At 70.3% G+C, this 18,738-nt stretch carries 18 protein-coding genes, 3 pseudogenes and 1 CRISPR repeat array; of the genes and pseudogenes, 12 read left to right on the forward strand and 9 right to left on the reverse strand.

The annotated features are described in order from the left end of the window. Positions 1-89 precede the first annotated feature (89 nt). From ACWCPM_RS05830 to ACWCPM_RS05870, 9 genes and pseudogenes are all read left to right on the forward strand, one after another. Positions 90-197: pseudogene (locus ACWCPM_RS05830) on the forward strand (DNA cytosine methyltransferase); the annotation flags it as partial. A gap of 121 nt (positions 198-318) precedes the next feature. Then, positions 319-1,218 (forward strand): annotated as a pseudogene (locus ACWCPM_RS05835) (DNA cytosine methyltransferase); the annotation flags it as partial. A gap of 93 nt (positions 1,219-1,311) precedes the next feature. Continuing rightward, complete coding sequence (locus ACWCPM_RS05840) at positions 1,312-1,911, forward strand: DUF4913 domain-containing protein (RefSeq protein ID WP_450974872.1); 600 nt, start codon at positions 1,312-1,314, stop codon at positions 1,909-1,911. Beyond that, positions 1,908-2,687 (forward strand): glycosyl hydrolase, encoded by a 780-nt coding sequence (locus ACWCPM_RS05845; RefSeq protein ID WP_450974873.1) that lies wholly within the window; start codon positions 1,908-1,910, stop codon positions 2,685-2,687. Before ACWCPM_RS05840 ends, ACWCPM_RS05845 begins: the two co-directional genes overlap by 4 nt. Further along, entirely contained in the window at positions 2,684-3,160 is a 477-nt protein-coding gene (locus ACWCPM_RS05850; RefSeq protein WP_450974874.1) for a hypothetical protein, read from the forward strand. Before ACWCPM_RS05845 ends, ACWCPM_RS05850 begins: the two co-directional genes overlap by 4 nt. After that, positions 3,157-3,825: a hypothetical protein gene (locus ACWCPM_RS05855; protein WP_450974875.1), complete on the forward strand. Its 669-nt coding sequence runs from the start codon at positions 3,157-3,159 to the stop codon at positions 3,823-3,825. Before ACWCPM_RS05850 ends, ACWCPM_RS05855 begins: the two co-directional genes overlap by 4 nt. An 81-nt stretch (positions 3,826-3,906) precedes the next feature. Further along, positions 3,907-4,974 carry a winged helix-turn-helix transcriptional regulator gene (locus ACWCPM_RS05860; RefSeq protein WP_450974876.1) on the forward strand — a complete coding sequence of 356 codons (1,068 nt, stop codon included), beginning with the start codon at positions 3,907-3,909 and terminating at the stop codon, positions 4,972-4,974. Positions 4,975-5,119: 145 nt separating this feature from the next. After that, complete coding sequence (locus ACWCPM_RS05865) at positions 5,120-6,061, forward strand: DUF317 domain-containing protein (protein WP_450974877.1); 942 nt, start codon at positions 5,120-5,122, stop codon at positions 6,059-6,061. 69 nt (positions 6,062-6,130) lie between these two features. Then, positions 6,131-6,619 carry a hypothetical protein gene (locus ACWCPM_RS05870; RefSeq protein ID WP_450974878.1) on the forward strand — a complete coding sequence of 163 codons (489 nt, stop codon included), beginning with the start codon at positions 6,131-6,133 and terminating at the stop codon, positions 6,617-6,619. A gap of 4 nt (positions 6,620-6,623) precedes the next feature. Here ACWCPM_RS05870 and ACWCPM_RS05875 read toward each other — a convergent pair whose 3' ends face one another. Then, on the reverse strand, positions 6,624-6,887 hold the full coding sequence (locus tag ACWCPM_RS05875) for a hypothetical protein (RefSeq protein ID WP_450974879.1): 264 nt from the start codon (positions 6,885-6,887) through the stop codon (positions 6,624-6,626). A gap of 218 nt (positions 6,888-7,105) precedes the next feature. On the opposite strand from ACWCPM_RS05875, the gene ACWCPM_RS05880 reads away from it, so the two are divergent. From ACWCPM_RS05880 to ACWCPM_RS05890, 3 genes are all read left to right on the forward strand, one after another. Continuing rightward, entirely contained in the window at positions 7,106-7,453 is a 348-nt protein-coding gene (locus ACWCPM_RS05880) for a DUF317 domain-containing protein (protein ID WP_450974880.1), read from the forward strand. A gap of 56 nt (positions 7,454-7,509) precedes the next feature. Continuing rightward, a complete protein-coding gene (locus ACWCPM_RS05885; RefSeq protein ID WP_450974881.1) occupies positions 7,510-7,722 on the forward strand; it encodes a hypothetical protein in 213 nt (70 codons plus the stop codon). A gap of 89 nt (positions 7,723-7,811) precedes the next feature. Next, positions 7,812-8,141 (forward strand): esterase, encoded by a 330-nt coding sequence (locus ACWCPM_RS05890; protein ID WP_450974882.1) that lies wholly within the window; start codon positions 7,812-7,814, stop codon positions 8,139-8,141. 251 nt (positions 8,142-8,392) lie between these two features. On the opposite strand, the pseudogene ACWCPM_RS05895 reads toward ACWCPM_RS05890, so the two are convergent. The 8 genes and pseudogenes from ACWCPM_RS05895 to casA all read right to left on the reverse strand — a co-directional run. Further along, positions 8,393-8,569: pseudogene (locus ACWCPM_RS05895) on the reverse strand (UDP binding domain-containing protein); the annotation flags it as partial. 23 nt (positions 8,570-8,592) lie between these two features. Next, positions 8,593-12,224: direct repeats of the CRISPR family, unit length 29 nt; unit sequence CGGCTCACCTCCGCTCGCGCGGAGAGGAC. A gap of 19 nt (positions 12,225-12,243) precedes the next feature. After that, positions 12,244-12,555, reverse strand: coding sequence for a type I-E CRISPR-associated endoribonuclease Cas2e (gene cas2e / locus ACWCPM_RS05900; protein ID WP_450974883.1), 312 nt, complete (start codon positions 12,553-12,555; stop codon positions 12,244-12,246). A 25-nt stretch (positions 12,556-12,580) separates the two neighbouring features. Next, a complete protein-coding gene (gene cas1e, locus ACWCPM_RS05905) occupies positions 12,581-13,498 on the reverse strand; it encodes a type I-E CRISPR-associated endonuclease Cas1e (protein WP_450974884.1) in 918 nt (305 codons plus the stop codon). A gap of 71 nt (positions 13,499-13,569) precedes the next feature. Beyond that, positions 13,570-14,232 (reverse strand): type I-E CRISPR-associated protein Cas6/Cse3/CasE, encoded by a 663-nt coding sequence (cas6e, locus tag ACWCPM_RS05910; protein ID WP_450974885.1) that lies wholly within the window; start codon positions 14,230-14,232, stop codon positions 13,570-13,572. Beyond that, positions 14,229-15,089 (reverse strand): type I-E CRISPR-associated protein Cas5/CasD, encoded by an 861-nt coding sequence (cas5e, locus tag ACWCPM_RS05915; protein WP_450974886.1) that lies wholly within the window; start codon positions 15,087-15,089, stop codon positions 14,229-14,231. The genes cas6e and cas5e overlap by 4 nt, the downstream gene beginning before the upstream one ends. After that, entirely contained in the window at positions 15,086-16,270 is a 1,185-nt protein-coding gene (gene cas7e, locus ACWCPM_RS05920; protein WP_450974887.1) for a type I-E CRISPR-associated protein Cas7/Cse4/CasC, read from the reverse strand. Before cas7e ends, cas5e begins: the two co-directional genes overlap by 4 nt. A gap of 67 nt (positions 16,271-16,337) precedes the next feature. Continuing rightward, on the reverse strand, positions 16,338-17,087 hold the full coding sequence (gene casB / locus ACWCPM_RS05925; RefSeq protein WP_450974888.1) for a type I-E CRISPR-associated protein Cse2/CasB: 750 nt from the start codon (positions 17,085-17,087) through the stop codon (positions 16,338-16,340). Next, positions 17,084-18,712, reverse strand: coding sequence for a type I-E CRISPR-associated protein Cse1/CasA (gene casA, locus ACWCPM_RS05930; protein WP_450974889.1), 1,629 nt, complete (start codon positions 18,710-18,712; stop codon positions 17,084-17,086). Before casA ends, casB begins: the two co-directional genes overlap by 4 nt. Positions 18,713-18,738 lie beyond the last annotated feature (26 nt).

Genomic DNA, 18,738 nt, shown 5'->3' on the forward strand with positions numbered 1-18,738 from the left:
ACCGCGCCACTGCGTCGGGCTTCGACGCCGCGGCGGGTCCTCCGCTGATCGGGTCGCTCTGCTCGGGGTACGGCGGCCTCGACCTGGGCGTGCAGTCCGCCTTCGGCGGCACGCTGGCCTGGCACGCCGAGGTCGACCCGAACGCCTCGCGCATCCTGGCCCGCCACTGGCCCGGCGTCCCCAACCTGGGCGACATCACCACCGTCGACTGGCGCACCGTCCCCCGAGTGTGCGTCCTGACGGCCGGTTTCCCCTGTCAAAGACGTCTCGGTCGTCGGCCGCCGGGCCGGACTCAACGCCCAGACCCGCTCCGGGCTCTGGCTGCACGTCGCCCGTGCGGTCCAGGCCCTCCGACCCTGCCTGGTTGTGATCGAGAATGTGCGCGGCCTCCTCACCTCCCCCGCCGGTGCCCCTGGCGACGTGGAACCCTGCCTGTGGTGTCTGGGAGACACCACAGGTCAGCCTCCTCTGCGGGCACTCGGTGCCGTACTCGGATCCCTGGCCGACCTCGGGTACAACGCGAAGTGGCTCGTGCTTCGCGCCTCCGACGTCGGGGCCCCGCACCGCCGGGAGCGCATTTTCCTCGCCGCCTGGCCCACCGCACATCCTGCTCAAGACGCCGACCAGCAACATCGGCAAGAACGGCGGCTCGCAGCATCCGACGAAGAGGAAGAGCGGGGGGCACAGGCCGAACCTGGCCGACGAGGTCGAGTGGCTCCTGCTGCCGACACCGAAGGCGTCGGACGGGGTCAAGGGCTCCCCGAACCAGCGGCACGGCAATGGGGACATGACCTTGCCCAGCGCGGCAGCGTCCCTGCTGCCCACACGGAGGGCCGGCAACACGGGAACCCCGGCCCGCCGTCCCCACAAGGGGTGGCGTCCTCCCCTGTCAGCAGTGATCCTGCCGCTCTGGGCGGAGGAGTCCTCGGAGGCCGAGGAGCAGACCGGCGATGGGGGGCGTACGGAGCCGCCATCACCCGATGGGAGAGGCTCACCCGTCCTGCCCCTGCCCCAACGGATGCGGCCGGTCGGCTCCGCCCGGACTTCGTGGAGTGGATGCAGGGCCTCGACGCCGGATGGGTCACCGCCACCCCGGGACTCGGGCGGCCAGCTCAGCTCACCGCGCTCGGCAACGGGGTCGTCCCCCAACAAGCCGCTCGCGCGTTGCAGTTGTTGGAAGCCCCCTTCCCGCGCTGCCCTCGCTGCGCAGCCCAGTAGCGCTCCACTACCGGGTTTCTCCGGCCGGACCAAACCGCGGTTTCTCCAGATCCTTTCGGGCATGTCGCCGTCTCACAGATGGAGCGCACCCCCATGTCCGACACCAGCCCGACCACCCCCGGCACCGAGCCGTTCCGCGTCTCCGACGCAGACCTAGACGACCTCGCCAGCACGCTCGCCAAGACCATGGCCGAGGTCAGGCAGCACGGCGTCATCCTCGACCGCCTCGGCTCCGAGCCCGAAACCGTCGCCGGCCAAAAGACGGACGGCGCTTCGGAAACCGAGGCGACCGACGACAAACAGACCAACGGACCCACCTCAGTGTTCATCCTCGCCCTGGGCGGGGAGGCGTACGCCGTCGAACTCGCCACCCTCAGCGACTGGGTCAACCACCTCTTCCTCCCGGTCTACGGCCGGGAGGTCAGCACGAGTCGTCCGTGGTGCGCACGGTGGCACGAACACCCGGAGGCCGTCGCCCGGCTCCACGCGCTCTGGCTCGCCTGGCAACAGCTCACCGACACGGAGGCGGGCCTGTCCGGCCCGTCGACCTGGCACCGCGACCACCTGGATCAGACGCTGGCGCACCTGCGCGCCCCCGACGGGCCCTTCGCGGCCTGCACGACGAACGCGAACCGGCCCAACCATCGCGTGCTGGCCACCCCGGCACCCAAGCAGGCGGGGCTGGCAGCGTGAACGACACCTTCGACTTCGACCTCGACGACCTCTCGCCTGCCGATGACGCCTCCCAGGAGGCAATGGAGACGTTCAGGGCCGACGACCTGACGATCCTGTCCCAGCACCACACCGCGCCAAGTAGCTCCCACAGTTTCGTCCTCGCCCACGACCGGTCGATCACGTGGGGGACACCCGGCGAGCCGCACCTCGTTGCGATCGCCGTCGCACGGGATCTCAGCCGTTCCACGTTCACGTTCGAGACGAGCTACCACGCCGCAGCGTCCTTCGCCCAGAGCTGGCTGGTCCTACGCGGCTGCCCACCCAAGCGCATCGCTCGGGTGGGCGACGACTTCGTGAAGCCTGCCGACGACCTCACGCTTCAGGTCGAGCAGCAGATCCGGGGGTCGGGCACGCGCTACGAGTTCCTCGGCAGCTACACCTCCGACGACCATCGAGCCGAGACGTGGACGCTTGTCCGCGACTCCCGTGCCGCCCAGTCATCGATCCGCATCTTCCTCGAAGAGTGGGACCACGACGCCAGCACGTACACCATGCGCGAGGGCGCCTTCACCGACGTCTATGACGCCCAGGCCTGGCTGGACGAGCGCCGCGGTCCGCTGCCCGAGCCACCGGAGTACAGCGATCACAACGGCGCCGTCGTCCGGGCCCGCATCGCCCGCATGGCGCTCGCCCGGTCGGCCAATGCCTCCGAGAAACCGAACGCCGGCCCCAACGAGCCCCGCACCACCCCGGCGCGACAGGTACAGCGTCCGGTACAGGGGAGGCTGAGGTGAGCCGCGCCCGCTTCGCCTTCGCCGCGCACCCGGACGCCATCGCCGACCTGCGGGAACTCCCCGACCGGATCCGCGATCTGGCGCTGCTGGAGCTGCAGAACCTGGTCCACGGAAGCGACGACTGCCTGCCGTTGCAGGGCCGTCTCGCCGGATTCCACAAGGTCTACGTCGACCCCTCCGTCGCCTACCGCATGGTCATCCAGTTCCGCCCGGCCCCGCCGACCTCGACCCACAACCGCGAGATCTACCTCGTCGCCGCCGGCAGCCGGAAGGACTACGCGGTCTACCGCGCCGCCCACCTGCGCACCGATCCCCAACAGAACGTCGAGGCGGATTCCGACACCGAGGCCCGTGTGCAGGCCGCCCGATCCCGGTCGCCGCTCGCCGTCGACCGGCCAGAGGCAGGCCCCGCAGCCCCTCCGACAACAGCATCGCCCTCAGCTGCTGCTCCCCGAAGGGTTCCCCAGCGATGACCACCGACCGCACCCCGCTGACCCGGACCGAACTGGCGAACCTGCTCACCGATGCCGCACAGAGCGTCTCCGAGATCCTCACCGCCGAGTACCCAACAGCCGCCAGCCACTCCTACCTGCACCCCGTGCTGGCTGCGCTGTCCGCCGGGCCCCGGGTGGTCGGCGAGCTGAACGACCGGCTCGAACGGCTCGTGGCCGCCGAGCCGCGCCCTGCCACGCCGGCGGGCCTGTTCGCCCTGGCCTCCTACGCCTCCGCACTGGGATGGCTTACCGAGTCCTTCGCCGAGCTGACCGCCTCGGTCGACGAGATCTGCACCCGCGTGAGCATCCCCACCGAGCCCGGCAACCCGGCCGTCGCCAAGTCCGGCGGCACCGAGCGGGACGACGCGTTCGACTTCGCGTTCAGCGCGCTGGAGCTGGAGGCGATCCGCACGGCCGCCAAGGCCACCGGCCTCCCGCCGGACGACTACGTCGAGGTCCTCTCCCAGTCCCTGCTCGCCGCCTCCTGGATTACCGACGCCTGCATGGAGATCGCCAGCGGCCTGCTCGAAGACGCCACGTACATCCTCGACGAAGCAACCGACCACGTCTGGCTCAGCGACGGACCCAGCAGCCTTCCCACCCTGGTCCGTTCCCTGCTTGCCCGGATGGAGGCGGCCGAGTGAACCCGTACCACGCGACCACGCGTCCAGGCACTCACCTCGTTGCAAAGACGCTCGGTCTGGCCCCAGACCGTGCAACGCCCGGTGGCCGACGGGCTGCTGTACCAGGACACCAGCGACAGTCTGCACCAGCCCGAACAGCTCCTCTCGCTCACACCGCAGGGCGAATCCGCCCAGCGGGATGCGCGCGCCGACGCCGCGTGTGTCCGCTGCCCTCATCCGCAGCACCACGGCGAACTCCGGCGCCCTCGCCGGACCAGCCGCCGTGCCCGTCACTGGGACGTCCAGCACGTCCTCCCACACCCGCTGATCACTTCCCGACAGGACGCCTTCATGACCACCCTCGCGCAGCGCCCCACCTTCTCCATCGCTTCGATCGACGCTCAGCGCGTCGAAGACGCGCTTGCCCGGATCGGGCCCAAGTGGACCACCTGGTCGGCGATGACCCTGGCCCAGGAGAACCGCCCCATGCGCGTGCGCGACGTCGCCGCCCAGCTCCCCTTCGTCAGCCAGCAGTTCGTCGGAAAGCGGCTGACCACGATGCACGCTGACGGACTGGTAACGCGAGACACCTACCGTCGCGGAGCGCCGTACCGGCTCAGCGCGCTCGGCGAGTCTCTGGCTCCCGTGCTTCGCACCGTGTCGGACTGGTCCCGCGCGCACCTGTCGCAGGGCCCGATGGCCGAAGCCGAACGTGTCGAGGACGCCCTGCGCCGGCTGCACCTTCGGCACTCGACCGCCGTGGTCCAGGTCCTCGACGCGCGCGGCGGCCTGATGCGGTTCGTGCACATCGCCGAGGAGGCCGGTCTGGACAACGGCCTCGCGCGGCAGCGTCTCCTTCGGCTGCAGGCCGACGGCCTGGTCGCCCGCACGGGCTCGCGACACGGTGACCCCTACGTACTGACCGATGCCGGCCAGGCGCTGGGGGCCGTCTACGCGAGCGTCGAGCACTGGAGCGAGCCCGTCGCTCTGCGGAGGGTCGCGTCGGCCCTACGTCCGGCAGCGGCGTCCACGCGCACCCACGCTGACGCCCCGCTGGGGACGGGGACGGACGGTGCCCGGACCGCGGCAGCCTACGACGGAGCGCTGCCGCGCCGAACGCCCTGTTCAGCCACGCATCGCAGCCGCACCCGCAGGTGCCAGCAGCCGTGACTGCCCAGTCGGCACCGGGCCGGGGCCGGTGACCCGGGTGAGAGACAGAGACACCTCGTCGCTGCCGTGGCGTCCGCGTGCGCTCCAGCCACTCGTCCTGCCGCGCACGCGGGCGCGTTCCCCTCCTTCACTCGGAGCCTTGCCCATGCACGCCCCTGATGACCCGAACCGGTACCAAGAGGTACTGGTCAGCCCCATGTACCTGGCCGGTTCCAGCGGGACGGGCGACGCCGGCTTCGCCCCCGTCGCTTACTGGCCGCGCCACCACCTCGACGAGGGCCCCTGCCAGCTCGTGGTCACCTCCCCCGACCAGCGCATTCGCATCGGCTGGTTCGGCGACGACTTCGAGCTGTGGAAGATCACCGCTGCCACGGAAGCAGTCTCCGCGCCCCGCTGGACGGCCACCTTCAACCACGTCACCCCGGCCGAGATTGTCGCCGGCCTCACCACCTCGCTGGCCCGGGACTACGCCGAATCCGACGCCTACGACGACAACGCGCGCTTCCTGGCAAGCCCGTCCCACCGTTGGGCTGGCGCCGTCCAGCCGCTGACCGACGCCGGCTGGACACGCGACGGCGGCGCCGAGCGCGGAACCGTCGAGATCGTCGCACCCGACGGGCAGGCCGGCGTCGTGATCGACAACCGTCTCTCTGGGTGGGACGACGAGGCCGTCACGCTCTGGGCCGGTCCACCGGGATGGGGCACGCGGGCGGAGGCGGTGTTCACCGCCCGCACCCCGTCCCACTTGATCGCCTCGACAGCAGCGGTGATGGCGGAGTCGGCGCCCGTGATACGTGAACGGCATCAGATCGACCGGTGGATGGAGCACCTGGTCACGCTCACGACGGTCGCCCCGGTCGCCGATCCCCGGATCTCCCACGCTCCGACCCCGCTCGACGTGCGCCGTACGGCCGTCGCCCAGGCCGTCCACCGCGCCGCGTGGGCTCCGCGCACCGCAGCCGATCTCCGGGTGATGGCCGCCCAGAGCCGGTCCACGGGCGCGGTGCAGAACCCGTCGGACAGCCTCGCCCCCGCAACCGCCGTCCAGCTGCCAGCCAGCTCATCGGCGCCACGGCACAGCCGCTGACCTCCACCCCGGACCTGTCCGGGACAACGCACCCACTCGAAACCGTCCCTACACATCGGGAGTTCCGTCATGCCCACCACCGCCATGCTCGACCAGGCCACGGCCATGATCGAGAAAGCCTGGGGCCAGCCCACCGAAGCTCTGGAAGTCCTCGCGGTCCGCCGCCCTAGCCCGGACCCGCTCCTGCGCGCGGCCGTGCACACCCGTACAGCTCTGGCCATCACCGACAACGCGGTGGCCACCCACCAGGACCGTCTACATGCCCTGACACGGCGCGGGTACGCACCGGACTTCCACGAACTGGACCGGATCACCGAATCGGCAGTCGCCCTCCGCGTCGCCCACGCGGAGAGCCGTGCGTACCTCCAGGCGATCAGGCGCGTTGTCGAGGCTCGCGAAGCCACCGCACCCGTGGCCGAGGCCCCGGCGGTGCGCCTGGCCCAGGCCGCTGTCGCTCGTTCCGGGCAAGCACCGCATGCCCCGGGGCAGGTGTCCGAACCGTCCCCTCCTTCGGCCGTCGTCGGGCCACCGGTGCCCGCCACGGGGCCGCGTCGCTGAACGGTCAGGCGAGGTCCTCGTCGCGGTGGGCGTCCTCGGCGCGGGAGCCCACCGCGCGGGCCAGCTCCTCCACCGTCAGCTCGACGCGCCGGCCTTCCGCAACCCGGCGCTCCACGATCTCCTCGTCCAGCCACCGGTCGGGCTGCACGCCGACGCCCCACTGGCCGTCGGCGACCATCGCGATGTCGCCCACGGTCCACGGTCGCCCGGCAGCGCGGATCTTGCGCTCCAACCCGGCGCCGTCCCAGTGTCTGCTCGCCTCGACCATCGCTGTTCCCCCTTCGGTTCCGTGCGGTCCGTCGCCACATCCCAGGTACGACAACGGCGGTTGCCGCTCCATTCCCCGACCTTCGGCCACCCGCCGGCGACCTCGAGTTCGCCCACGGCAGACGTCACCCCCGGGAAACCACTACGCACTTCGGCATGCCGCATGCCAACGTACGGGTGTCGGGAAAACCGCAGGTCAACGAAGGGGATAGTCCAACCGTGAGCACCTCTGCCACCCTCCTGCCCGCCGTCGTCCGCCCCGCAGTGGACGACCGCCACTGGCTCTCCTCCGATCATTGCGCGGGTCCGGTGCTCGACCTCCTTGGCACTCTCGGATGGGCGATCGTCGACACCCCGGAGGCCAACGTCCACGCGACCAGCCCCGACGGCCGCGTCTACGTCGGCTGGCTCCCCGAAGACCCGGCTGCGTGGAAGCGGAGCATCGTCTGGCACGTCCGGGTGCAGCCCGCCGAAGGTGACGCCTGGGTCCAGGAGTTCGGTCTCCACACCCCCTCCGAGGCCGTCGCCGGGTTCCTAGCCGACCTGGTCGCGAACTCCTCGCACTGACTGCCCGAGTCAGGCCCTTCTGGCCCCGCCCCCACCCACCACTCTCGGAGGATCCCTTGCCCCTGTACCTGACCGTCGGCCACCTGCTCCGCCAGCTCCAGGACCTCGACCCCAATCTGCGGGTCCGCCTCGCCGTCAACCCCGACTTCCCCTTCGCCCACTACGTGGGGGCCGACGTCGTCGTCGGCGATGGCAAGGCGTACATCGCCGACGACGGCCAGGAGGACTACCTCCCGGCAAGGGCTCGCGACGCCCTCGCCTGGGACTGACCAATCCCCTCACCACCAAGGAGGCTTCTATCTCGTCGCGGTCTCGCCCCTCGTCTCTCCTTCCGCTGCGCGGCCTCGCCGTGCGCCCCATGCCAGACGGCGTGCGCGGCGCGCTGGTCCGGCGCGTCTCCACCCGGCCCGACGGCCCGCTCGACATCTCGTGGCTCGCTGCCGGAAGGCCCAGGCTCCCCCTCGGCCGCATCCGTCTGCACTGGAAGCCCGCCTCCCTCACCGGCTGGGACGTCACCGCCCACCTGGGCCTGGCCACCACCGAGGTGCACCTAGCCTCCTGGCCCGCCGCCCCGGACGACTGGCCGCTCCTGGTCCGTCCGACCCTGTACGAGGTGACCGGCCTGTGCGTCGCCCTCACGTTCGCCACCGACGCCCTCGACCTCTCGAACTGCCTCGCAGAAGTCTGACCGAGGCCCACAGAAGGCCGCCCCACGCCGATCAGGCAGGGGCGGCCTTGCCGTGCGCCCACCCGCGCGTTGCGTTCGCTCGACCCGACGACCGAGCAGGACACCCTGGCCTGCGACCTGCCAGCTCTGGGGATATCCGGAGTTTCCACACCGGACACGCCGACGTGGCTCTGTCGCCGACAGGTACCGCCTGAGTGATCCTCGGTATCCACCTTGCTTCCGTGGCACCCATCCTGAGGAGGGACCACAGCCTAGGGGCGACCGACTGAGATGAAGCGGAACCCGATCTCGCGGAGGCGGGCCGGGTCGAGGAGGTTGCGGCCGTCGAACATGACCGGGGTACGCATCACGCTCTGCGCCGCTGTCCAGTCGAGCTCGGCGAGTTCGGGCCATTCGGTGACGATCACCACGGCGTCCGCGCCGTCGAGGGCCTGCTCTGGGGGTTACGAAGCGGCTCACCTCCGCTCGCGCGGAGAGGACGGGGCGATACGCAGGGGAAGTTACCGGGCCGTCGGCTCACCTCCGCTCGCGCGGAGAGGACAGGATCTGCACGAGGGCCAGGTAGCCGTCGGCCGGCTCACCTCCGCTCGCGCGGAGAGGACCGTACGAAGCGGCGCAAGGAGTCCGGACCTCTCGGCTCACCTCCGCTCGCGCGGAGAGGACATCTGCCGCAGCAGACCCTTGTTGAGGCCCTTCGGCTCACCTCCGCTCGCGCGGAGAGGACAGGTCGTTGACGGTCTCCATCCGCGACGGCGTCGGCTCACCTCCGCTCGCGCGGAGAGGACATGCCGTTGTTGTAGACCGTCTCGATCCAGAACGGCTCACCTCCGCTCGCGCGGAGAGGACCGGGGAGCCGGACAGGTCGGACTCCAGCGGGTACGGCTCACCTCCGCTCGCGCGGAGAGGACGGACTGCCCGCCTGGTTCAGCTTGGCGCGCCCCGGCTCACCTCCGCTCGCGCGGAGAGGACGCCGTCATCGTGCGCGTCTGGTCGTAGGTCTGCGGCTCACCTCCGCTCGCGCGGAGAGGACTTCACAGTGGTCTACCGGCACGGCATGTGGCGCGGCTCACCTCCGCTCGCGCGGAGAGGACCGGTTGGGGGTCCGGGCCCCGGTCTGGGGCTACGGCTCACCTCCGCTCGCGCGGAGAGGACTTCCGCAGCGTGGTGTTCGTGAAGGTCGTGAACGGCTCACCTCCGCTCGCGCGGAGAGGACGAGATCTTCACCTGGTCGTTGGCGACGGGTTCCGGCTCACCTCCGCTCGCGCGGAGAGGACACGGTCCGAGCCACGCTGGTGGAGGGGACGGTCGGCTCACCTCCGCTCGCGCGGAGAGGACATGGTGCATCCCGCCGTACAGGGCTACAAGGGCGGCTCACCTCCGCTCGCGCGGAGAGGACAAGCCCGGTGCCGACGGATATCGACGTGTCGACGGCTCACCTCCGCTCGCGCGGAGAGGACATCACGCTGGTGATGATCTCGTCCTTGCGCCACGGCTCACCTCCGCTCGCGCGGAGAGGACGCTTCGTCCGGCTGGGCCCGTACGTGAATCTGCGGCTCACCTCCGCTCGCGCGGAGAGGACCGATGGGCACCGTGGGCATCAGGACCCCCTCGCGGCTCACCTCCGCTCGCGCGGAGAGGACGGGTCACGGCCGGCCCCCCTCGGACAGGGCGGCGGCTCACCTCCGCTCGCGCGGGGAGGACCCACAGAAAGCGTGCTCACCCTCGGCGTGGTACGGCTCACCTCCGCTCGCGCGGAGAGGACAGGGAGCGGTGGCGGACGTCGCCGATGATCCGCGGCTCACCTCCGCTCGCGCGGAGAGGACACGTTGACGCCGTAGTCCTGGTGGAAGCAACGCGGCTCACCTCCGCTCGCGCGGAGAGGACTGCGGGAGTGACCTTCTGATGAACGCCCAAGTCGGCTCACCTCCGCTCGCGCGGAGAGGACAGCGGGAAGCACCGCACCGTCGCGGTGGCGGACCGGCTCACCTCCGCTCGCGCGGAGAGGACACCGGGCGCAACTTCACCACCACACGGACCGCCGGCTCACCTCCGTTCGCGCGGAGAGGACGAGACGCTGCCCGCGTTGAGGGTGTAGGTCTGCGGCTCACCTCCGCTCGCGCGGAGAGGACACCGTGATCTGTGTGCCGTTCATCTGATCCCTCGGCTCACCTCCGCTCGCGCGGAGAGGACGTGCCGAGCGTGGTCAGGGACGACGCCAGGCGCGGCTCACCTCCGCTCGCGCGGAGAGGACGATCTGACGGTCTCCGTCGATATCAGCCCGAAGGGCTCACCTCCGCTCGCGCGGAGAGGACGGTAGGTGGCGGGTTTTTACGACTCGTTGAATCGGCTCACCTCCGCTCGCGCGGAGAGGACGGCCGGGGCCTGCCGGGCGCCGGTGGTGGTGTCGGCTCACCTCCGCTCGCGCGGAGAGGACCCCGTGGTGAAGGACCCGACGCTGGGGAACCTCGGCTCACCTCCGCTCGCGCGGAGAGGACGGCATCGAACACATCGCCGCCTGGACCGGCACCGGCTCACCTCCGCTCGCGCGGAGAGGACGAACCCACCCCCACCCCCGGCCCCGTGTTCACCGGCTCACCTCCGCTCGCGCGGAGAGGACAGGCCAGCGGCACCCCGATTCACGGTGTCGCACGGCTCACCTCCGCTCGCGCGGAGAGGACATCGTCGCCCTCGCCACCGTGACCGGATACCACGGCTCACCTCCGCTCGCGCGGAGAGGACCGGCGCTCCCTGAACGACGGGATGCCGTCAGCCGGCTCACCTCCGCTCGCGCGGAGAGGACTACCTCAGCGCCGATGGCGCCGGGACGAACCTCGGCTCACCTCCGCTCGCGCGGAGAGGACTACTGATGGCGGAGAAACCGCTGTTCAGCGGCCGGCTCACCTCCGCTCGCGCGGAGAGGACACTGACACGGCCAAGGTGGCCGGTCTTCTCGTCGGCTCACCTCCGCTCGCGCGGAGAGGACGATGGGTTGCGTCTGGTCGGCGGCGGCCGTGGCGGCTCACCTCCGCTCGCGCGGAGAGGACGGATCCTGCCCCTCCTCGACGGGTACCCCCGACGGCTCACCTCCGCTCGCGCGGAGAGGACGAGTTCGCCGACGGTGAGCGCCACAGCTACCTCCGGCTCACCTCCGCTCGCGCGGAGAGGACATCGCCGAGAGGGCGTCGGCGCCCTGGTTGTTCGGCTCACCTCCGCTCGCGCGGAGAGGACTTGTGGGTCACGGAGGAGGGTGCCGATCTCGACGGCTCACCTCCGCTCGCGCGGAGAGGACCGCCCCGGAGCGATCCGCGGCTCATCGGGTGCCGGCTCACCTCCGCTCGCGCGGAGAGGACTTCCGTTTCTCCCTTGCCTTGGGGAGCCACGCCGGCTCACCTCCGCTCGCGCGGAGAGGACCAGCGTGCCTGGTAGGTGGCGGTGTTTTACGACGGCTCACCTCCGCTCGCGCGGAGAGGACGCGACGGTGTAGGCGATGGCGCAGATGTCGAGCGGCTCACCTCCGCTCGCGCGGAGAGGACGACACCGCCGGCGGCTGCCCGCTGGTGATGTCCGGCTCACCTCCGCTCGCGCGGAGAGGACCACCGCCGAGGGCGCGTTGCCACAGCGGGGCGACGGCTCACCTCCGCTCGCGCGGAGAGGACCCGTCGCGGGTATTCACGTACAGCGCATGGTGCGGCTCACCTCCGCTCGCGCGGAGAGGACCCAGCCGGGCCGCGGTCGCCTGCTGCGTCTGACGGCTCACCTCCGCTCGCGCGGAGAGGACCGCGGGGGCGTTCGCGATCGTCCTACTCCTGTCGGCTCACCTCCGCTCGCGCGGAGAGGACCTGGTGGGCCTCACCGGCAACGTAGTGATCATCGGCTCACCTCCGCTCGCGCGGAGAGGACGCGGTGTACCGCGAGCGCCGAACCATCTGGCTCGGCTCACCTCCGCTCGCGCGGAGAGGACTTGATCCGCTCCTGGGACGCTTCGTCGAGCAGCGGCTCACCTCCGCTCGCGCGGAGAGGACCGGTGCCCGCCGACTGGACGCACGTAGGTCTGCGGCTCACCTCCGCTCGCGCGGAGAGGACCCCTTTTTGACCTGGCACGTTAGCGGGGGTTTGCCATTCCTTGACTTTCTCGCTGGAAGGCGATCAAGGTGAGGCCGTCGAAGTCGAGAGGTTCGCGGCGTTGGCTTCCCGTTGTTCGTAGGTGGAAGCCTTGTTCGTTGTTGTCGGGGTGTACGAGGACTGCAACGCCGCCGTCGGCGCAAGCGGTGACGGCGGCCCAGAGTTCATCGCGGACTTTGGCCGAGACCGTGCCGACGTAGAGCTCTGGTGTGACTTCGAGGAGCCAACGGGTGAGAGCTCCGCGGAGGTGGTCGGGGACGGCTGTGGCCGAGATGACGATCATTGAGGACATGGGCTGTCCTCCTTCGGTACGCGGGTCACAGTTGCTTGCCGTGGTTCATTCCGGCCGGTACGGAGCCGGAGACGGGGTCCCAGAGGTCGACCATTCGTTCCTCGGGATCCGGGGTTTCGTATGTGTTGCTCGGGTCGAGGAGTTGCTGGATGTCGGTGACGATGCGCGGGAGTAGTTGGAAGAGGCGTAATTCGTGCCGGAAGGAGCGGCGCGCTTCGCTTTCAGGGTTGGGTGACGCGTGGAGGGAGAAGGCGAGCGGGATGGTGAGTTCGGCTTTGTAGAGGTCCGCGATGTCGTACACGAAGGCTTGTTGGTTGCCGCTGTGGACGAAGCCGAGGGCGGGTGAGCAGCCGAGCGCGGTGATCGCGGCGTGCACGATGCCGTACAGGCAGGTGTTGGCCGAGGAAAGGGCGAGGTTGACGGGGTCCTGGCTGTCCCAGGAGTCGGGGTCGTAGGCGCGGCGGAAGCGGCCGATTTTGTATTGGCGGGCCAGGAGTTGGTAGTGGGCTCTGACGCGTTGGCCTTCCATGCCGCGGAGTTTGTCGAGGTTGGTTCCGTCAGCCGCGGTGCCGTCTCCGAAGCGGAGTTCGTACATGGCTTGGGCGATGGTGAGGCGGTGGGTGTCGTTGGCCCAGGCGCGGGTCTGTCGTTCGAGCCAGCGGGTGGTGAGGGATTCGGGGACTGCCGCGGAGTAGCAGCGGACGCCTCCTGACCCCGTGGTGATGACGGTGGTGCCGTTCCTGGCGAAGGTGGTGAGGGCGCGGGCGGTGATGGAGGTGCCGGGGCCCAGGAGGACGCAGCTGAGGGCTGCGGTGGGCAGGTAGACGGTTTCTGTTCCTCGCCGTTCGCTGGTGATTTCGGCGCAGACTCCGGTGTCGTCCTGGTGGATGCGGACGATGTCGAGGTAGAGGAAGGAGAGGGAGTCGGCGATGCGGGGGAGCATGGCTACGGTGGGAGCGGCGAGTTTGCGCCTGGCGTTGCCGGTGGTGAGTGGTTTCGACGTGGCGCGTGGGGTCACTGCTGTGGCCTCGCGGGGGCGATGCTGAGGAGGCCGCAGCCGTATGCCTTGCCGCGTCCGATGCCGGTGAGGATGGCCGTCCGGAGCAGGTCGGTGTCGATGATGGCTGCGGTGCCGTCGAACTGGGTGCGGTTGTGGCGGATACGTTGCGGTGGCGCGCCGTCGGGGCGGCGTTCTCCTTGGGCGGCGTCCAGGGGGAGGGCGTGGTGGGTGAGGAGTTTGAGGCCGCTGTTGTCGGCTTGGCGAGTCCACCATTCGTCGGCTGCTGCGCCTGTGAGCGGGACGACGGGTGGGAGGTTGTAGAGGGCGCGGGTGGTGGCGCCGGGTTTGCGGACGGGGCTGGCGACGCACCGGTAGCGGATGGTGAGTCCGGGGCGGATGGCGTCGATGAGCGCGTCGAGGGGGCGGGAAAGGGCGGTTCCGTAGCCGTCGGGCAGGCGGCTGGTGTCGGGTTCGTGGGAGGACTGGATGAGCAGGTGCGGCCCGGCGGGGGTGTCTTCGGTGCGGAAGAGGACACCGAATTGTGCCCGGGGGTCGGGGCCGGCGTCTGGTGGGAACAGGCTCATGATGCGGCGGTGCATGCCTAGGGCGCCGCTGAGGTCGCGCCGGGCGTCCCGCGAGCCGGCGTCCGGGACGATGCGGGTGAGCCAGAGGGTCATCGTCGGCTCCCTTCGGTGGTGTTCAGCCGGGTGCCGATGTACTGGTGCAAGGCGGTCAGCTGGTCTGTTCCGAGTCCGGCGAACTGGGTGGGGGGCAGGAGCAGAGTGCGTCGGTACAGCGGCCGTGCCCGGTAGGAGCGGTGGCGGGGGTGGTAGTTGACGGGCTGGTCGTTGACTTCGCCGGAGGGGTGGGAGCCGTCCCCGTCCGTTTCCCCGACCGTGCCGGCCGGGGTGGGTAGGTGGTTCAGCGGGCGGTCTGCCAGGAACTCCACCGGCACGCCTCCCGGTACACGATTCTTCGTCGGTCGGGCGGCGAGTGGCAGGTGTACGAGGTGGTACAGGGCGTCCTCGCTCTGCCCGAGCAGCAGAGGGCCTTCGGGTGGGCAGGAGCGCCGGCCGAGGTGGAGCGGCCACCGGGGGTTGCGGAGGGCGGCGGTACAGCGGTCGAGGAGCGCGCTGACCTCGGTGTCCGGGGGTGCGGTGAGGGCGAGGGTGAAGGCGGCGTCGGCGAGGTAGTAGCGGTGGGTGAGGAGGGTGCCTGTGTCGCCGGGGCGCTTCTTGCCTTCGGCTGTGGTCACGGTTGCCTTCGGGGGAAGCCCGCCGCCGACGGTGTGCAGGTCGCGCAGCATGACGCCGGGCCGGTCTGTGCGCACCGTCATGTGCAGGGCGGTGAGGTCGTCGATGGGCTGGTCGCGGTTGCGTCCGAGCGCGGACGCGAGCAGGCCGATGACGCCCGAGCGGGTGGGGAAGCCGGCGGTGTCGCGTTCGTTGAAGTGGCTGTGCAGGCCCCATGACTGGAGGTGGCCTGCGAACCGGAGCAGGAGCCCCGGCTCGGGGGTGGGGTGGACGTCGTTCATGCCGCGTCTCCGGCGGGCTGTGCGGCCAGCGCGCTGTCCAGGGCGGCGTAGATGAGGGCGTCGAAGCCGGTGTGGCGGGTGCCGAGTCCGTCGAGGCCCTTGGTGTCGATGCCGGCCCAGCCGGCGTCGATGATCCCCTGGGTGCCGAGGAGGCGGTTGGCGGCTTCCGCGTAGTCGGCCAGGGTGGTGCGGGAGGCGCTCGCGAAGCCACCCTGCCCGGACGCGGTGACCGGGCTTTCGAATGCCGCGGCGTAGGACAGCGGCCGGTCCGCGCGCACCGAGATGTGGGCGAGGTCGGGGATGGTGTGGGGCGCGGTGGAGTTCTTCTTCGCCTGGGGCAGGGACAGGATGAACGCGTTGAGGAACGCGGCGGCCAGTTCGCGGAGCTCGGTGGGGTTCTCGCCGATGTTGGCGGCGAGGTCGCGGAGATCGATGGTGGCGTACCGGTAGAAGGTGCCGGCGCTGAACTCGGTGTGCCCCATGTGACCGCTGCCTGTTTGGTCTCCCCAGGTGGCGGTGACGTCGTCCACGGCGGAGAAGTAGTCGAGTTCGACGTCGGTCTCATGGGTGGTGAGCGCGTGTGCCACTTGGACGGCGCCGTCTACGCCGGCGTTGTCGACCTCGGCGAGCATGCGGCCGAAGAGGTTGATCACGCCGTTGCGTGAGCGCAGGACCGCCTCGACCTGGTCGGTGGGCAGGACGCTCTTGTCGGCCGGCTTCTTGATGTCTTTGGCGGCCTGCAGTGCGACGCGGTGCTCCTCGGCCAGGTCGGCGAGTTCGGCCACAGCGCTCTCGGGGACGTAGACCATCGCGTTGGTGAGGACCTTGTTGGGAAGGGTCTGCTTGAGGTCTGCCGGATTCTTCGCGAGTTCGAACTTGATGCTGCTGGCTGCAGCCACGTGCGCACCTGCCCGCTCGGCGAGGTCCAGCGGCCACTCCCGGTCCTCGTTCAGCAGCCGCGTGACGCGCTCGCCGATGCGGCGAGTACGCAGGGCAGCCTGGCCGATGCGGTCCTCGAACACTTCGCGGACGGCCCGCTTCCAGGACTGGCTGCTGACCCGGGTACGCAGCGTGTTGCCGTACTGGACCGTCTTGACCGAGTTGGTGTCGTCCCGGTTGAGGTTGGCGAAGGGAACGCTCTGGATGATGTGGATGTCGATGAAACGAGCGGCCATGGGCATGATGAAGTGACTCCTTTACGCGGACGCGCATGATGGTGGCGGGTGTGGTTCCGGGGTCGGGGCGGGGTCAGGGTGAGGCGAGGCCCGTCGGTCCTGCCGCCAGTTCCTCTTCTTCGTCGGCGTCGTCAGCCTCTCCGACGGACTTCTGGTCGCGCAGCCGGTAGAAGTCCTGGAGCCAGGTGCGCGAGATCCGTCCGGAGTGCCTGCGCCAGTCGCCGAGGTCGTCCAGGAGCTGTGACCAGTCGACGTCCACACCCAGCGTGCGCAAGTACCCGGCGGAGGCGGGAAGGTGCCGGTGCAGACCGTTGACGCTCTGGCGGGTGAGGAGATTGAGACGGCTCTCCGCTGTTCCCGCGCGCATCTCCTTCTCCCGGCCCGGGCCTTCGGTGACGGCGACGGCGAACGCTGTGCCGAGACTGGCGCGTCGCCGCCACCGGGTGGGGGCCGCTTCCTGCCCGTCGGGCGGCACCTGGCCGGCGGTCGGCGTCAGGTCCGGAAAAGCCAGCGCGCTGCGGGGCTGAGCCGCGATCATCGCCGCGACCGTGTAGTAGGCCCGCTCCACGTCTGCAGAGCACTGCTCGGGCAGCCACGGTGCCACCAGTCGGTGCATCCGCCGCACCGAGTCGAGGTCCTTGCCCAGCCCGCTGCGCAACGCACTGCGGGCGCCGACGTCCTCGCGGCAGACCTGCAGGACCCAGTTGGTGTACGCGCGCGAGCGGCCGGCCCGCGGTGTGCTGCTCTGCTTGGGGATCTGCCCGTCCACAACCTCCGGTTCACGGGTGGTGTCCGGTGCGGCAGGTCGGGCTGTGGTCGTCATACGGTGGGCTCCTTGGTCTTCGCGCGGGATTCGGGTGAGGCCGCCCGGTTCTTGGGGGTTCCGCCGTAGAGCTCGATGCGGGCCTGCGAGACGGCCTTCGCGCCGCGCAGGGTACGGGTGACGGGTTCGGTGACCGCGTCGTACGCCTCCTCGGCCAGGCGCAGGAACGCCCGACGGGTGGCGGCCGGGTCGAAACCACCGTCGGCGACATCACCAGTGCGGTCCAGAAGCCGGAACCGTGCCCAGAACTCCGCTTCGGCACGGGGCCAGTACCGGGCGCCCGCTTCTGCGGCCCAGGCCGCGCCGTCGGCTTTGGAGTCCTTGACGTACGCAGACCACGCACGTTTGACCGCGCGCTCGAGGCGGCGCCCGAACAGCTCGCCGCACTGCCGCAACCGGCCGACGGCGGGGACGGTACGGGCGTCGTTGGCCTCGGCGAACCCGAGGACGGCCGGGGTGCTTGCGTCGACGAACTGGGTGTCCTTTGCCTGCCCCTCCTGGTCGAATCCGAGCGCCCGGACCCGAAGGTCCTCCGAAACCTCGACCGCGCTGCGAAACACCCGAGGCTGTTGCGGATGGGCACTGCCCGCCGGCGGGTGCTGGAGCAGCAAGGCGTCCAGGTCACGCCAGAGTGCGCGGCCGGCGTCGGCGGGGCGGGGGTACCGGTTGCCCTGCTGACTGACCTGCCAGATCAGGTAGTCGTCCTCCCGCGGCATCCGTTCGCCTCGGAAAGCCCAGGTGATGAATGCGTCCCGGACATGCGTGCTGTCCTCATCCGGGATCAGGAGCAGCGCATGCTGGGAGCGGCCGGTGTGCCGTGAGCGCGGCCCACGGGACTCCCTGGGCGCACAGTCCGGATCGGGCAGAGTGTCCTGCTCCCACGGGCACAGGTCCTCCTCTCCGCGCACACTGTCCTCCGGCGGTACAAGGCCGGCGAGCAGCGTCTCGAACAGGCAATTGCCTTCGGGATGATAGGAAAGGGTGGTCCGCAGGGGGCCGGCCGTGGCGCTCGCGCTCTTCACCCCGTTCACCTCGCGTGACGAACAGCGGCCGGAGGGACCGTAGTAGTGCCACACCAGGAGACTGAGGAAGGCTTCGGCCGCGGTGGGCGGCTCAGCCGCCGTGTCCGAGTCGTGCCGGAACCAGGAATGGTTGTTGCCCGACGGCCGGGTGACGACGAGCTTGTTGACGCCAGCGGTGTTCGCGGGGTCGCACTGGTCTGCCAGCCGGGGATCCTGCATCCACGGGCGACCGCCCAGGTCGAACAGGAAGAACCGATCCGCGTAGGTGCTGAAGTAGGCATCGATCTCTTCCGACGGAAGCCGACCGGAGTCGAGTACGTTCAACCGGCGCTCGTCCCAGTCGCTTTCGGGACCCTGCTCCGTCAGTCCGGCCACCCGGGCAGTGAGCGCGTACAGGATCCGGAGCAACGCTGCGTGTGCCGGTGCGTCAGCCACAGCGAGGCACTCGATCTCGTGGCTGCGCAGCAGGAGCTCACGCAGCCCCACCCGGTCCGGGAACCCGCCCGGAGAAGAGGCTGAAAGACCCGGTCGCCATCGCACGGGGACGCACGGCTGGTCGATCAGATTGAACGTGCCTGTCGGCATGCTGTGTCCTGTCGTCATTCAGACAAGGCTGGGTGGGACGAGCG

Source organism: Streptomyces sp. NPDC002309 (assembly GCF_053593375.1).

What these genes read in the sequence shown, in the direction of transcription:
- ACWCPM_RS05840 (WP_450974872.1), top strand. Translation starts at nt 1,312, where the DNA reads ATGTCCGACACCAGCCCGACCACCCCCGGCACCGAGCCGTTCCGCGTC.
- ACWCPM_RS05855 (WP_450974875.1), top strand. Translation starts at nt 3,157, where the DNA reads ATGACCACCGACCGCACCCCGCTGACCCGGACCGAACTGGCGAACCTG.
- ACWCPM_RS05865 (WP_450974877.1), top strand. Translation starts at nt 5,120, where the DNA reads ATGCACGCCCCTGATGACCCGAACCGGTACCAAGAGGTACTGGTCAGC.
- ACWCPM_RS05870 (WP_450974878.1), top strand. Translation starts at nt 6,131, where the DNA reads ATGCCCACCACCGCCATGCTCGACCAGGCCACGGCCATGATCGAGAAA.
- ACWCPM_RS05875 (WP_450974879.1), bottom strand. Translation starts at nt 6,887, where the DNA reads ATGGTCGAGGCGAGCAGACACTGGGACGGCGCCGGGTTGGAGCGCAAG.
- ACWCPM_RS05890 (WP_450974882.1), top strand. Translation starts at nt 7,812, where the DNA reads ATGCCAGACGGCGTGCGCGGCGCGCTGGTCCGGCGCGTCTCCACCCGG.
- cas2e (WP_450974883.1), bottom strand. Translation starts at nt 12,555, where the DNA reads ATGTCCTCAATGATCGTCATCTCGGCCACAGCCGTCCCCGACCACCTC.
- cas1e (WP_450974884.1), bottom strand. Translation starts at nt 13,498, where the DNA reads ATGCTCCCCCGCATCGCCGACTCCCTCTCCTTCCTCTACCTCGACATC.
- cas6e (WP_450974885.1), bottom strand. Translation starts at nt 14,232, where the DNA reads ATGACCCTCTGGCTCACCCGCATCGTCCCGGACGCCGGCTCGCGGGAC.
- cas5e (WP_450974886.1), bottom strand. Translation starts at nt 15,089, where the DNA reads ATGAACGACGTCCACCCCACCCCCGAGCCGGGGCTCCTGCTCCGGTTC.
- cas7e (WP_450974887.1), bottom strand. Translation starts at nt 16,270, where the DNA reads ATGCCCATGGCCGCTCGTTTCATCGACATCCACATCATCCAGAGCGTT.
- casB (WP_450974888.1), bottom strand. Translation starts at nt 17,087, where the DNA reads ATGACGACCACAGCCCGACCTGCCGCACCGGACACCACCCGTGAACCG.
- casA (WP_450974889.1), bottom strand. Translation starts at nt 18,712, where the DNA reads ATGACGACAGGACACAGCATGCCGACAGGCACGTTCAATCTGATCGAC.